9 protein-coding genes are annotated in these 15,373 nt (G+C 71.6%); 8 read left to right on the forward strand and 1 reads right to left on the reverse strand.

Annotated features, from left to right (window positions below; genetic code table 11):
* Positions 1-52: 52 nt before the first annotated feature.
* Positions 53-877, reverse strand: a complete 825-nt coding sequence (locus OG386_RS10745; RefSeq protein ID WP_328787943.1) for an inositol monophosphatase family protein — start codon at positions 875-877, stop codon at positions 53-55.
* Positions 878-1,270: 393 nt separating this feature from the next.
* Here OG386_RS10745 and OG386_RS10750 point away from each other — a divergent pair, with 393 nt between their 5' ends.
* The 8 genes from OG386_RS10750 to OG386_RS10785 all read left to right on the forward strand — a co-directional run bounded on the left by OG386_RS10750 (position 1,271) and on the right by OG386_RS10785 (position 15,219).
* Positions 1,271-1,558 carry a hypothetical protein gene (locus OG386_RS10750; RefSeq protein WP_328787944.1) on the forward strand — a complete coding sequence of 96 codons (288 nt, stop codon included), beginning with the start codon at positions 1,271-1,273 and terminating at the stop codon, positions 1,556-1,558.
* Positions 1,559-1,747: 189 nt separating this feature from the next.
* Positions 1,748-1,903: a DUF7196 family protein gene (locus OG386_RS10755; protein WP_327382397.1), complete on the forward strand. Its 156-nt coding sequence runs from the start codon at positions 1,748-1,750 to the stop codon at positions 1,901-1,903.
* Positions 1,904-2,568: 665 nt separating this feature from the next.
* A complete protein-coding gene (locus tag OG386_RS10760; RefSeq protein ID WP_328787945.1) occupies positions 2,569-8,052 on the forward strand; it encodes an Ig-like domain repeat protein in 5,484 nt (1,827 codons plus the stop codon).
* Positions 8,053-8,369: 317 nt separating this feature from the next.
* On the forward strand, positions 8,370-9,164 hold the full coding sequence (locus OG386_RS10765; protein ID WP_328787946.1) for a thioesterase II family protein: 795 nt from the start codon (positions 8,370-8,372) through the stop codon (positions 9,162-9,164).
* A gap of 50 nt (positions 9,165-9,214) precedes the next feature.
* Entirely contained in the window at positions 9,215-10,984 is a 1,770-nt protein-coding gene (locus tag OG386_RS10770) for a fatty acyl-AMP ligase (protein WP_328787947.1), read from the forward strand.
* Positions 10,981-12,729, forward strand: a complete 1,749-nt coding sequence (locus OG386_RS10775) for an acyl-CoA dehydrogenase family protein (RefSeq protein WP_328787948.1) — start codon at positions 10,981-10,983, stop codon at positions 12,727-12,729. The genes OG386_RS10770 and OG386_RS10775 overlap by 4 nt, the downstream gene beginning before the upstream one ends.
* The gene (locus OG386_RS10780; RefSeq protein WP_328787949.1) at positions 12,726-14,432 is read left to right on the forward strand and encodes an acyl-CoA dehydrogenase; all 1,707 of its coding nucleotides are present in this window, start codon (positions 12,726-12,728) and stop codon (positions 14,430-14,432) included. The genes OG386_RS10775 and OG386_RS10780 overlap by 4 nt, the downstream gene beginning before the upstream one ends.
* Before the next feature lie 13 nt (positions 14,433-14,445).
* Positions 14,446-15,219 (forward strand): enoyl-CoA hydratase/isomerase family protein, encoded by a 774-nt coding sequence (locus OG386_RS10785; protein WP_328787950.1) that lies wholly within the window; start codon positions 14,446-14,448, stop codon positions 15,217-15,219.
* Positions 15,220-15,373: the final 154 nt, after the last annotated feature.

Below are 15,373 nucleotides of genomic sequence, written 5' to 3' on the forward strand. Positions count from 1 at the left end.
GATATTGCGCAGCCCGGACCATCCGGACCCGCCGGGACCGCACCGGGCCCGGTCAGGCGCCCCGGAGCAGCTCCCGGATGCGTACGGTGGTGGCCTCGTCCCGCCCGACGGCGAACGGCAGCGCGTTGTCCCGGTCCACTCGGAAGGGGACCCGGTCGACCGTGCTCTGCACGCCGCCGGCCTCGGCGACCAGCAGCAGCCCGGCCGCATGGTCCCAGGCCGACGGCCAGGTGAAGGCCAGGCCGTCCATCTCGCCGCGGGCCACCTTCAGGTACTCCAGGCCCGCCGAGCCGCACGGACGGGCCGCGACCCCGGGCACGTCCAGCCGTGCCAGCGTCCGCTTGTTCTCGTCAGTCGTGTAGAGCGGGTGGGCGATGGCGACCCGCAGCGCGGCGCCCCGTTCCGGCGAACCGCTGTGGATCCGCTCGCCGTTGACGTACGCGCCCTGCCCGCGCACGGCGGTCGCCAGCTCCTCCAGTGCCGGGGCGAAGGTCCAGGAGGCGAGGATCTCCCCGCGCAGGGCCAGCGCGACCAGGGTGCAGAAGGCGGGGTCGCCGTTCACGAACTGGCGGGTGCCGTCGACGGGGTCGACGATCCACACCGGGGCGTCCGCGCGCAACGCCGCGTACACCCCGGGATCGGCGTGCACGGCCTCCTCGCCGACCACGGCGGAGCCGGGCAGCAGCTGCGTCAGGGCCGCGGTGAGGTACTCCTCGGCCTTGCGGTCGGCCACGGTCACCAGGTCGTGGGGGCCGTTCTTCTCGTCGACCTCGTGCTCGGCGAGCTGCCTGAATCTCGGCATGATCTCGATCGCCGCCGCCTTGCGGACGGCCTCTTCCACATCGGACAGGCCATGGGCCAGGAACTCATCGATCATGCCTCCAGCAAAGCACGCCCGACCGACAAACCCCACCGCCATTCCCGTACCGGCGCCTGGACACCGGATGTCCACGGGGTGAACCGGCCCCGGGGGAGGCAGGTCCCGCGCGGTGAGCTTCGTCGCCCCGTGTCCGCTCATGCCGCCTTCGAGTACGTTCCCGGCGGCGATCCGCCGTTCGGGAACGACAACCCGTACAGCGAGAGCCAGTTCGCGAACACGAAGTAGTTGGCCGACCACCACGAGCCACACAGCGACACAGCCGTCTCACTCGACTCGAAATCTTCCGCGCGGCACACAGGTGCTTCCCGGCATTCCCGGCCGATCCGGCCCTCCCGCCGGATTCGAGAAAACACGAGAGGGGAGGAGAGCGGAAACCCTACGATGAATTCCATGAGTGCGCTGATCTTCCTCCTGTCGCTCGGCACAGTCTGTCGCGTCACCCGATTCATCACCAAGGACGCCCTCGCTGCGGGGTTCCGCTCCCGGATCGCCGACCGTTTCGGCGAAGACTCCCACCCGGCCTATCTGGCCACCTGCGGATGGTGCGTCAGCATCTGGGTCGCGGGCGCCGTCACCGTGCTCGCCCACTGGGCCGGTGAGGAAACGTGGTTCCAGGTGGGTGCCACGGCACTTACCCTTTCCTACCTCACCGGACTCGCCGCCAACTGGCTTGATTGACGGTCACGTTGAGGTAATGCAGATCATCGCCGCCACAAATAAGTATGACTATACGGCGGCGAGTGTCGGCGTGCGGTGCCCGGGGATAAAGGGTAAAGGGAACGGGCCGGGGGCCCGGTCCTACCCCGGAACTCCCCCGACCCTCCCCTTGACCGGCCGCCGGAGCGGCCGACCAGAAGGAGGAAGACCATGGCATGCAACTGCGGACGCGCCAGCCGGTCCACGTTCGTCTACCGACTAGTCCTCCCCAACGGGGTCACGCGCCAGTACCCCACGCGACAGGAGGCCGACGCCGCCAACAAGAGGGCGGGCGGGCACGGTTCCATCACGGCGGTCCGCCAGTAGGCCCGCCGCCTGCACCGGGAAGCGGCGGGCTCCCGTGGACGCACGTCCTCCGGGACGCCCCGGACACGTAACGGGCCGCACGTCGCACCGCACCACCGCACCACCGCACCACCGCGCCGGTGACACGGCGCGGACCCCGGCGGGCAACCCGCCCCCACCAGCAGCCCCTCGGCGTACCGGACAGCCGGTGTGCCGAGGGGCTGCGGCGTGTCGCGGCACCCCTGGAATTGCGAATACCGCGGAGGAATACCACGGTTCGCCCAGCGCGGAATCCTTTCTCTTCTGCCCGCGAGTCCGCCAGACTGTCCTGGGAGCGCGAGTACGCCCCGGCACCGCCCAGCTATGCACCCGGAAAACGACGGAAAGGGAAACCTTTCCTCTCGCGGGAATGCACCAAGGCGCCGCATAATCCGGGTTTATCGCCTCTCGCGCGCCTAAGTGCGCTGAGCCGAACGAGTGGTGTTCCGTTCACCCATCTAGCCCAAGTCCTCAGCCGGAAGGCCTACTGCTGATATCAGCAGGTGATGTGGCCCGACTCCGCGTGGACAAGGGCTCTTAACGGAACGTCCCACCAGTGTTTTCTCGTGCGTTCCGTGCTCCGCCAAGTGCCATGCGGGCGAAGAGAATCATCTGCTTCCGCGGGTCATCCGAAAGGGAGCCACACCATGGCCAGTTCGACCACCACCGTGACCTCGGCACCGGATCCGTCCGTCTTCGGCCAGTCGGTCACCTTCACCGCCACCGTCCAGCCGGAAGTCGCCGGCCCCACCCCGACCGGCAGCGTCGAATTCGTCGTCGACGCCGTGCCCGTCGCGACGGTGCCGCTCGACATGAGCGGCCAGGCGCAGTACACGACCAGCGATCTGGAGGTCGGTCTCCACGGGATGGAGGCCAACTACTCCGGCGACGCAGAGTACGACCCGTCCACGGGCGCGGACACCCAGGAGGTCACCCTCGCGAACACCACCACCACGCTGGCCTTCGACCCCGAGCCCTCGGTCTGCGGCGAGACGGTGACCGCCACCGCCCAAGTGACCCCCGTTCCGCCGGGCGCGGGAACCCCCACCGGGCTGGTGTCCTTCATCGTCAGCGACGACGGTCCGGTGCTGACCGCCCCCGTGGACGTGAACGGGCAGGCGCAGGTCAGCTTCAGCGGCCTGGACGTCGGCTTCCACCAGGCAGCCGCCTTCTACACCGGCGACGCGGACTTCAACGGGTCGAACTCCCCGCTGACCCTCCACGTCGTCAACCCTGCGCCCGTCTCGGTCACCGTCTCGGCGAACCCCGACCCGTCGGTGTGCGGCGAGACCGTGACGCTCTGTGCCACCGTGGCACCGGTCTCCTCGGGCGTCGGCAATCCGTCGGGCTCGGTGACCTTCACCGGCCCCGGCGGCCTCAACGAGACGGTGCCGCTGGACGCGGGCGGCACGGCCTGCGTCACCACGACCGTGCTGGAGACCGGCACGGTCACCGCCTCCTACGGTGGCGACGATTGCTACGCGAGCGGGACCGGCACGTTCGACGTGACGGTCAACCCGGCGTCGAGCACGGTGTCGGTGACGGTGGAGCCCAACCCGTCCGTGTGCGGCGAAACCGTGACCGTGTGCGCCACGGTCACCGCAGTCGCACCCGGCAGCGGAACCCCCACCGGAACCGTCACCTTCACCGGCCCCGGCGGACTCAACGAGACGGTAACCCTGGACGCCGGCGGCACGGCCTGCCTGACCACGACCGTGCTGGAGACCGGCACGGTCACCGCCGCCTACAACGGCGACGGATGCTTCTCCTCGTCCACCGGAACCGCACCGGTGACCGTCAACCAGGCAGCCAGCACGGTATCGGTGACGGTCGAACCCAACCCGTCCGTGTGCGGCGAAACCGTGACCGTGTGCGCCACCGTCACCGCAGTCGCACCCGGCAGCGGCACCCCCACCGGAACCATCACCTTCACCGGCCCCGGCGGACTCAACACGACCGTACCCCTCGACGCAGGCGGCACGGCCTGCGTCACCACCAGCAGCCTCACCAGCGGCACCGTCACGGCCATCTACAACGGCGACGGATGTTTCTCCTCATCGACCGGCACGTTCGACGTGACGGTCAACCCGGCGTCGAGCACGGTGTCGGTGACGGTCGAACCCAACCCGTCCGTATGCGGCGAAACCGTGACCGTGTGCGCCACCGTCACCGCAGTCGCACCCGGCAGCGGCACCCCCACCGGAACCATCACCTTCACCGGCCCCGGCGGACTCAACGAGACGGTAACCCTGGACGCCGGCGGCACGGCCTGCCTGACCACGACCGTGCTGGAGACCGGCACGGTCACCGCCACCTACAACGGCGACGGATGCTTCACCTCATCGACCGGCACCGCACCGGTGACCGTCAACCAGGCGGCCAGCACCACCACCGTGTCGGTGACCCCCAACCCCTCGGTATGCGGCGAAACCGTGACCGTGTGCGCCACCGTCACCGCAGTCGCACCCGGCAGCGGCACCCCCACCGGAACCGTCACCTTCACCGGGGCCGGGCTGAACACGACGGTGCCCCTGGACGCGAGCGGCACGGCGTGCGTCACCACGACCGCGCTGGAGACCGGCACGGTCACGGCTGTCTACAACGGCGAGGAATGCTTCTCCCCGTCGACCGGCACCGCGGACGTGGCGGTCAATCCGGCGTCGAGCACGGTGTCGGTGACGGTGGAGCCCAACCCGTCCGTATGCGGCGAAACCGTGACGGTGTGCGCCACCGTCACCGCAGTCGCACCGGGCAGCGGGACCCCCACCGGAACGGTCACCTTCACCGGCCCCGGCGGACTCAACACGACCGTGGCCTTGGACGCCGCCGGCACGGCGTGCGTCACCACGACCGCGCTGGAGACCGGCACGGTCACCGTCACGTACACGGGTGACACCTGCTTCCTGTCGTCGACGGGTTCACTGGACGTGACGGTCAACCCGGCGTCGAGCACGGTATCGGTGACGGTCGAACCCAACCCGTCCGTATGCGGCGAGACCGTGACGGTGTGCGCCACCGTCACCGCAGTCGCACCCGGCAGCGGCACCCCCACCGGAACCGTCACCTTCCTGCTGCCCGACGGCAGCACTCAGGTCGCGGGGCTGGACGCCGCCGGCACGGCGTGCGTCACCACGACCGCGCTGGAGACCGGCACGGTCACCGTCACGTACACGGGTGACACTTGCTTCCTGTCGTCGACGGGTTCACTGGACGTGACGGTCAACCCGGCGTCGAGCACGGTATCGGTGACGGTCGAACCCAACCCGTCCGTATGCGGCCAGTCCGTGACGGTGTGCGCCACCGTCACCGCAGTCGCACCCGGCAGCGGCACCCCCACCGGAACCATCACCTTCACCGGCCCCGGCGGACTCAACGTGACACTCGCGCTGGACGCAGGCGGCACGGCCTGCCTGACCACCAGCAGCCTCACCAGCGGCACGTACTCGGCCACCTACAACGGCGACTCCTGCTTCGCCAGCTCGGACAGCCCCTTCGACGTGACGGTCAACCAGGCCGCCAGCACCACCACCGTATCGGTCGAACCCAACCCGTCCGTATGCGGCGAAACCGTGACCGTGTGCGCCACCGTCACCGCAGTCGCACCCGGCAGCGGCACCCCCACCGGAACCATCACCTTCACCGGCCCCGGCGAACTCAACACGACCGTACCCCTCGACGCAAGCGGCACGGCATGCGTCACCACCAGCAGCCTCACCAGCGGCACCGTCACCGCCGTCTACAACGGCGACGGATGCTTCACCTCATCGACCGACACCACAATGGTGACGGTCAACCAGGCGTCGAGCACGGTATCGGTGACGGTGGAGCCCAACCCGTCCGTATGCGGCGAAACCGTGACGGTATGCGCCACCGTCACCGCAGTCGCACCCGGCAGCGGAACCCCCACCGGAACCGTCACCTTCACCGGGGCCGGGCTGAACACGACCGTACCCCTGGACGCCGGCGGCACGGCCTGCCTGACCACGACCGCGCTGGAGACCGGCACGGTCACGGCTGCCTACGACGGCGACGGATGCTTCACCTCGTCCACCGGAACCGCACCGGTGACCGTCAACCAGGCAGCCAGCACGGTATCGGTGACGGTCGAACCCAACCCGTCCGTATGCGGCGAGACCGTGACGGTATGCGCCACCGTCACCGCAGTCGCACCCGGCAGCGGCACCCCCACCGGAACCATCACCTTCACCGGCCCCGGCGGACTCAACACGACCGTGACCCTCGACGCAGGCGGCACGGCATGCGTCACCACCAGCAGCCTCACCAGCGGCACCGTCACCGCCGTCTACAACGGCGACGGATGCTTCACCTCATCGACCGGAACCGCGCCGGTGACCGTCAACCAGGCGTCGAGCACGGTATCGGTGACGGTCGAACCCAACCCGTCCGTGTGCGGCCAGTCCGTGACGGTGTGCGCCACCGTCACCGCAGTCGCACCCGGCAGCGGCACCCCCACCGGAACCATCACCTTCACCGGCCCCGGCGGACTCAACGTGACACTCGCGCTGGACGCAGGCGGCACGGCCTGCCTGACCACCAGCAGCCTCACCAGCGGCACGTACTCGGCCACCTACAACGGCGACTCCTGCTTCGCCAGCTCGGACAGCCCCTTCGACGTGACGGTCAACCAGGCCGCCAGCACCACCACCGTATCGGTCGAACCCAACCCGTCCGTATGCGGCGAAACCGTGACCGTGTGCGCCACCGTCACCGCAGTCGCACCCGGCAGCGGCACCCCCACCGGAACCATCACCTTCACCGGCCCCGGCGGACTCAACACGACCGTACCCCTCGACGCAGGCGGCACGGCATGCGTCACCACCAGCAGCCTCACCAGCGGCACCGTCACCGCCGTCTACAACGGCGACGGATGCTTCTCCTCGTCCACCGGAACCGCGCCGGTGACCGTCAACCAGGCGGCCAGCACCACCACCGTGTCGGTGACCCCCAACCCCTCGGTGTGCGGCCAGTCCGTGACGGTGTGCGCCACCGTCACCGCGGTCGCACCCGGCAGCGGCACCCCCACCGGAACCGTCACCTTCACCGGGGCCGGGCTGAACACGACCGTACCCCTGGACGCCGGCGGCACGGCGTGCGTCACCACGAGCAGCCTCACCAGCGGCACGGTCACGGCCGTCTACAACGGCGCGGGATGTTTCTCCTCATCGACCGGCACCGCACCGGTGACCGTCAACCAGGCGGCCAGCACCACCACCGTGTCGGTGACCCCCAACCCCTCGGTGTGCGGCCAGTCCGTAGCAGTGTGCGCCACCGTCACCGCAGTCGCACCCGGCAGCGGAACCCCCACCGGAACCGTCACCTTCACCGGCCCCGGCGGACTGAACACGACGGTGCCCCTGAACGCAGGCGGCACGGCGTGCGTCACCACGAGCAGCCTCGCCAGCGGCACGGTCACGGCCGCCTACAACGGCGACGGATGCTTCAAACCGTCGAACGGCACGACGGGCGTGACCGTGAACAACGCCCAGACCACGACCGCGCTCACCATCACCCCCAACCCCGCAGTCTGCGGCCGCCCGGTGACGTTCTGCGCCACGGTCACGACCGTCGCGCCGGGCAGCGGCACGCCCACCGGGACGGTCACCTTCACCGGCCCCGGCGGCTTCAGCCAGACCGTGACGCTCAACGCCGGAGGCACGGCCTGCGTCACCACCACCGCGGGCGCCAGCGGCACGGTGACCGCCGTCTACAACGGCGGCACCTGCCACAGTCCCTCCGCAATGGCGGCCAACCTGACCGTGAACCCGGCTCCCACGACGCTCACGGCGGCCCCGGCGCAGATCCGCCTGCGGACGAACGGCACGTTCGTCATCCCGTCGATGAGCGCCACGCTCAAGGTCACCTCGAGCGCCGCTCCGCTCCCGGGACAACTGGTCACCTTCAAGGCGAACACGACGCTCGGACCCATCGTCCTCGGGACCGCGCTCACCAACGCCAGCGGAGTGGCGACTCTGGCGCCGCCGATGCTGCCGGTTCCCAGCACGGTGATCACGGCGACGAGCTACACCGCGTCCTTCGCGGGGACGAGTTGCTACGCCGCTTCCTCCGTGACGGCGCCGCTGACACTCGTCCTCTTCCCGCTCCTTCCCTGACCGAACACCGGTCACCGCTCCGGGAACCACGGGCCGGGGCGGGCCGGCGGACCGGGGCGGCAGCCGCCGCCCCGGTCCGCTGCCGGGCCGCCGGGCTGCGGCAGATCTGCCCGTAGGGCCGGTCGGCGTCCGCACTCGGACTCCACGACCCTGAACGCGGGGCGGGCCCTCCACGGTCCGCCCGCCCGCGACGCGGCCCGTCACGGGTCCGTCCGTATGTGCGATATGGGCGGTGTATAGGTCCGGGAGACAGCGTTACGGGGCTGCTGACGACGCACGGGACTTCCCCGCGCCACCGGTCCCGAAGGACGACGCTCATGACCAACTCCGCCGTGCGGTGGTTCCACTCGTACCGGACCACTCCCGACCCGGAGCTGCGCCTGGTGTGCTTCCCGCACGCCGGTGGTGCACCCACCTCCTACTGGTCGTGGGCCAACGCGGTGCCCAAGGAGATCGAGGTCCTCGCGACCTGCTACCCCGGCCGCCAGGACCGGATGGGCGAGCCGTTCGCGCCCTCCCTGCAGGCCATGGCGGACGACATCGCCACCGCACTGCGCGACCTGGGGGACGTACCGCTCGCCCTGTTCGGTCACAGCATGGGGTCGGTGGTCGCCCACGAGGTGGCGCTGCGACTCGACGCCGACCACGGCATCGCCCCGGTGAGGCTGTTCGTGTCCGGGTCCGAGGCGCCCCACCGTCGTGAGAGGGAGCAGAGCCAGCCCGAGAGCGACGCCGAGTTCCTGGCGCAGCTGCGCGGGCTGGGGCATTCCTCGCTGGCTGCGATCGAGGACCCCGCGCTGCTGCAGCTCGTGCTGCCGAGCATCCGTGCCGACTACCGGCTGTCCGCCGCCTACCGGCCGGCGGAAGGGGCCCGCCGGCACCGCGCGCCGCTCGTCGCGTACGCCGGCGCGGAGGACGCCCACTGCACGGCCGAGGACCTGACGGCCTGGTCGCAGTACACCGCCGGCGCCTTCGAGACCCGGGTCTTCCCCGGCGACCACTTCTACCTCCAGGCCCAGGAACAGCCCCTGCTGGCCCACATCACCGGACATCTGGCGGCCGACCTCAGGCTGCGCCGGGTACTGAACGCGGCGCGCCGCACCAACGGCTGATCCGCCGACGCCCCCACGCACCGCCCGCTCAGGAAGGAAGCCCCACCCCGATGTCCGTTGACCTGGTCACCCGGCTGGAACAGCACGGTCGTGAGATTCCCGGCAAGGAAGCGGTGGTCTTCGTACGGACCACCGCGGCCGGCCCCGTCAAGGAGCCGCTGACCTACGGTGAACTGGACCGCCGTGCCCGCTCCCTGGCCTCGTGGTTGCGCGGACGGTGCTCGATCGGCGACCGGGTGATGCTGCTGTACGGGACGGGCCCCGAGTTCATCAGCACCCTGGCCGCGTGCATGTACGCGGGTGTGGTGGCGGTGCCCGCGCCGCAGCCGAGTACCCAGCGGGGCCACAGCTCGCGCTCGGACGGCATCGTGCGCGACGCCGGCATCCGCCTGGTGCTGACCGACGCCGCAACCCACGAGGACGCCTGTGCCTTCCTGGCCGAGGCCGGTCCCGCGGAACTCGCCTGCGTGGCCACCGACCTGCTGGAGCTGCCCGACGCGCCGAGCTGGGAGGTGCCCCCGGTCACCGTCGACACGCCGGTGATCATCCAGTACACCTCCGGATCGACCAGCTCCCCCAAGGGCGTCGTGGTCACCCACGGCTCGCTCGCCCACAACCTGTGCCTCAACGCACGGGCCTTCGGGGTGGACGCTGACAGCCGCACCTGCAGCTGGCTGCCGCAGCACCACGACATGGGGCTCATCGGCATGCTCCTCACCCCGCTGTACCAGGGCGGCACGGCCTTCAAGCTCGCCTCCATGGACTTCCTGCGCCGGCCGCACGTGTGGCTGGACCTGATCGGCCGGGAGCGCATCCACACGGTGGTCGCGCCCAACTTCGCGTACGACCTGTGCACCCGGCGCATCACGGACGCGCAGCTCGCCGGTCTGGACTTCTCCTCCCTCGTCAACGCGGGCAACGGCGCGGAGCCGGTGAGCGCGGACACCCTGCGCCGGTTCGCCGAGCGGTTCGCGCCCGCCGGCTTCCGCCCGGAGCACTTCAGCCCCTGCTACGGCATGGCCGAGACCACGCTCATCGTCAGCGGCACCGGGCCCGGCGAGGCCCCGGTCCTGCTGCCGGTGGACGGGGACGCGCTCGCGGCCAACGAGATCCGCCCCGTCCCGGCGGGTGCCGGTACGCCGACCTTGGTCAGCAGTGGCACGGTGCACGACCTCAGCGTGCTCATCGTCGACCCGGTGACCCGGCAGACCCTTCCCGACGGCCGGATCGGCGAGATCTGGGTACGCGGCGCCAGCGTCGGTGCGGGCTACTGGCGCAACGAGGAGGCGACCGAGCGCACCTTCCGCGCGGTCACGGCGGAGGGCGCGGAAGGCTATCTGCGCACGGGCGACACCGGCTCCCTGTACGAGGGTCGGCTCTACGTCACCGGCCGGATCAAGGAGGTCCTGGTCATCAACGGCCGCAACCTCTACCCGCACGACATCGAGCGTGAGCTGGCCTCGATGTTCGACGGTTTCCAGGGGCTCAGCGGCAGCGTCTGCACGGTGCCCGCTGCGGGCGACGGCGCCACCGCGGGATCCGGCGAGCAGCTCGTGGTCATGCACGAGGTACGGCGGGCCGGGGCCGATGCCGACGAACTGGCGGCGCTCGCACGCCGGCTGCGCGCGGAGCTGGCGACCCGGGTCGGCGTCGGCATCCCCCACTTGCTGCTGCTGCGTCCCGGCCAGATCCGCAAGACCACCAGCGGCAAGGTGCAGCGCACCCTGATGCGGGAGCTGTACCTGTCCGGCGAGTTGCAGCCGCTCGCCGCGGACCGCTCGGCCTCCGCGCGCCGTACGGGCACTGCGGGCGCGGCGTGAGCCCGCACCCCGTCCAGCGCCGCGCGGCGCTCCTCGACAGCGGGCTCGGCGATCCCGGCAACGGCGGAAGGCTGTTCTCGTACGCCCGGTGCGGAGCGCTGGACGAACGAGAGGAGTTCCCGGTCGAGATCTGCCGTGAGCTGGACCTGCTGGGCCTGCCGCGGGCGTACGTCCCGGTCGCGTACGGCGGCGAGTTGCAGCGCTACGACGAAACGCTGCAGCTGATGCGCGCGGTCGCCCGGCGGGACCTGACCGTGGCCATCGCGCACGGGAAGACCTTCCTCGGCGCCGTCAGCGCCTGGGTCGGCGGTACCCCGGAGCAGGCTCGCGCGCTGGGCGCGCGGATCGCGGACGGGGCGGTGGTCTCGTGGGGCCTGACCGAGCGCGAGCACGGCAGCGATCTGCTGGCCGGCGAGGTCACCGCGGCCGCACACGGCGACGGCTACCGGGTGAGCGGTGAGAAGTGGCTGATCAACAACGCCAATCGCGGTGAGCTGGTGTGCCTGCTCGCCCGGACGGACGCGGATGCGTCGGCCGGCGCCCGCGGCTTCAGTCTGCTGCTGGTCGACAAGCAGGCGCTGCCCCGGGAGTCCTGGCGTCCGCTGCCCGGTGTGAAGCTGCACGGCATCCGTGGCGCCGACATCGGCGGACTCTCCTTCTCCGACGCTCCCGTCCCGGGCTCGGCCCTGGTGGGCACCGAGGGTGCGGGCACCGAAATCGTCCTCAAGAGCCTGCAGTTGACCCGCACGCTGTGCGCCTCGCTCTCGCTCGGCGCGGCGGACAACGCCCTGGATCTGGCGGTCGGCTTCGCCCGCCACCGGCAGGCGTACGGGCACCGGCTGCTGGACCTGCCGCAGACCCGTCGGCTGCTGGCCCGCTCGTACGCCGACGTGCTGCTCTGCGAGGCGCTCACCCTCGTCTCGGCCCGCAGCATCCACGCGCTGACCGGTGAGCTGTCCGTGGTGTCGGCCGTGGCGAAGTACCTGGTCCCCACCGTGGTGGACGAGGTCCTCGCCCGGCTCGGTACCGTCCTCGGCGCCCGGTCGCTGCTCGCCGGCGACACCTGGGAGCACGGCCGTTTCCAGAAGGTGCAGCGCGACCACCGGATCGTCGGCACCTTCGACGGCAACACCCTGGTGAACCTGCATGCATTGGTCAACCACTTCCCGCTGCTGGTACGCCGGTCGCACAAGGGGACCGTGGACGCCGCGGGGCTGGCGGCGGCCACCGTACTGGACGCGCCGCTGCCGGAGTTCGACCGCGAGGGGCTGAGCCTGCTGCCGCGTGCCGGCTCCAGCCTCACCCAGTCCCTCGCCGGGGCCGTCACGGAGATCACCGCGGAAGCCGCGAGGGGCGGCGTACCGGCGTCGCTGGCCGCGGCGGCGCAGCAGCTGCTCGCGGAGGCCGACGCGGTCCTCGACGCGATGGCCGATCACCGGCCGACGGCTGTCGCCGTACCCGCGCGGGCCTTCACGACGGCGGAGCGGTACGCGGCGGTGCACGCCGGCTCGGCCGCCCTGCACCTGTGGCTGCGCAACCGGCACGCCCTCGACGACGGCGACGGCCTCTGGAGCGGCGGCCTGTGGCTGGAGGCCGCGCTGACCCGGGTGCTGGCGCGGCTGCGACCCGGCCTGCCCGCGCACGACGAGGTGCTGGACCGGCTGGTCCCCCACCTGACGGCGCAGCACGCCGGCGGCCGCCTCCCGTCCCTGCTGCCGTACTCCCTGGTGAAGGACAGCGCATGAGCACCACCCCGTACGACGATCCGGAGACTCCGGAACCGCTGGAGGCCCTGCTGGGCGACCCGGAGGACCGCGACAACCCCTTCTCCTTCGACGCCTTCCTGGCTGCCGACGACCGCGGTGACCTGCTGCAGGCGGGTGAGCGGGCGCTCGATGCGTACGGACTGGGCTCCGAGTTCGTCCCGGTACGGCTCGGGGGCCGGCTGGACCGCGCCGACCGGCTGGCCCGGGTGCTGCGCCCGCTGTTCCGGCGGGACGGCTCGCTGGCCCTCGGGCACGGGGCGAGCAACCTGGTCGGATCGGTCAACGTCTGGTCGCAGGGCAGCCCGGAGCAGCAGCGCTGGCTGGCGGACGTACTCCTGCGCAACGGGCGCGTGGCCGCCGCGTACACCGACATGTCCACGGGCAACGACGTCGCGCACACCGCCTTCCGGGGCGAGCTGCGCGCAGGCCAGCTCGTGCTGAGCGGGCGCAAGGAGATCATCAACAACCTCGCGCGGGCCGAGGCCGTCACGGTCCTGGCGCGGACCAGTGATGCCCCGGGCAGCCGCAGCCACTCGATGGTGCTGGTCGACATGGCCGCCGCACCGCGCGAGAAGCTGCGCTTCCTACCGCGATACCGGACCTCGGGCGTGCGCGGCATGTACCTGGGCGGACTGGAGTTCCTGGACTGCCCGCTGCCCGCGAGCGCCCTGACCGGCACCGCCGGCCAGGCCATGGAGACGATTCTGCGGGCCTTCCAGGTCACCCGCGCCGTCCTGCCCGCCGCCGCCGTGGGCATGGCGGACCAGCAGCTGCGCACCGTCACGGACTTCGCCGTCCACCGCCGCCTGTACGGCCGGGCCGTCGCCGAGCTGCCGCACGCCCGGTCCGTGCTGGTGGGAGCCTTCCTCGATCTGCTGATCGCCGACTGCTTCGCCACTTCGGTGTGTCGCGCCCTGCACCTGCTGCCGGGGCAGACGAGCGTGTACGCGGCGGCGGTCAAGTACCTGGTGCCGCGGCTCTTCCACGAGAGCGGCCAGGCACTGTCGGTGGTGCTGGGCGCGCGTGCCTTCCTGCGCGAAGGACCGCACGCGATCTTCCAGAAGCACGCCCGGGACCTGCCGGTCGCCTCCCTCGTCCATGCGGGAGGCACCGTCTGCCAGGCGACGATCATCCCGCAGCTGCCCCGGCTGGCCCGTACCGGCTGGCTCGGTGGTGAAGCGGCCCCGGCCGCCGTCTTCGACCTGTCGAGTGCCCTGCCCGAGCTCGACTTCGACCGGCTGGGCATCACGGCGGGGCGCCACGACCCGCTGATGGGGACGCTGACCGAGGCGGCCGCCCGGCTGCGCGGAGAGCCGGTGCTGGGGGCGCTCTGCAAGCGTCTGACGGACGAACTCACCGCGCTGCGCGAGGCCTGCGGCGAGCTGGCGCCCCGGGACCGAACCCCGCTGGCCGGCCCGGTGAGCTTCGAGATCGCCGAACGGTACGCGGTGCTGCTGGCCGCGGCCTGCTGCCTCGGCGTCTGGCTGCACGACCCCGACCGCTCCGGAGCCTTCCTGCGCGAGCCGGCCTGGCTCGCGGGTGCGCTCTCCCGGCTGACCGACCGGCTCGGACGCCCGCCTGTGGCCGGCGCCGACGCGGGTGAGGCCGCCGTCTTCGCCGAGCTGATGCGCCGGTACGAGGACCGGCGCGGCTTCGACCTGACCGGCCGCCGGCTCGTCTGAGAAAGGGCTCCCCATGGCCATGTACGTACGTGTCGACGGCACGGGACCCGTCGCGACCATCCGGCTGCTGCGCCCCGCCTTCAGCCCGGTCGATCCCCGGCTGCCGCAGGAGCTGACGGAGGCCTGCACGCGGGTCGGCGCGGACCCGGCCGTCCGCGCCGTGCTGATCTACGGGAACAAGCGGGTCTTCGCCGCCGGCGCCGACCTCGGCGGCCTGGCCGGCCGGACCCCGGCCGAGGCCTCGGCGCACACGCAGTTGCTGCACCGTGCGTTCGACGCGGTCGCAGACATCCCCAAGCCGGTGATCGCCGCGATCTGCGGGCACGCCCTGGGCGGAGGGCTGGAGCTGGCGCTGTGCGCCGACTACCGGATGGCGGGCGAGGGCGCGCTGCTGGGGCTGCCGGAGACGGGGCTCGGGATCATCCCGGGGACCGGCGGCACGCAGCGGCTGCCGAGGCTCGTGGGGCCGGGCCGGGCCAAGAAGCTGATCTTCACGGGCTGTCGCCTCACGGCGGCCGAGGCCTACGACATCGGGCTGGTGGACGAGGTGGTGCCCGATGCCCGGGTCCTCACTGCGGCACTGGACCTGGCCGGGCGGTTCGCTGCCGGGCCGACCGCCGCGCTGGCCGCGGCCAAGCGCGCGGTCGACGGCGGGATCGGTCTGCCGATGGGCACCGCACTTGACCTGGAGCGCGCGGAGTACGCCGCGCTCTTCGCCACCGAGGACCACCTGCGTGGCATCCGGGCCGCGGTGGAGGGCCGGCCGGCCGAGTTCACGGGTCGGTGACGGCGGCGGCCGGCCCGGACGCAGCAGTCGCTCCGGACCCCGCCGCGCCGCCGACCCGTACCGTCCCGCCCCCGCGGCGCCCTGCCGATCCGCTTCCCGCGACGCACACCGCACACCCTGTTCCGACGATCACGGCCGGAGTTGAAACCCACTC

This window comes from Streptomyces sp. NBC_00273 (assembly GCF_036178145.1).
Taxonomy (GTDB): Bacteria; Actinomycetota; Actinomycetes; order Streptomycetales; family Streptomycetaceae; genus Streptomyces.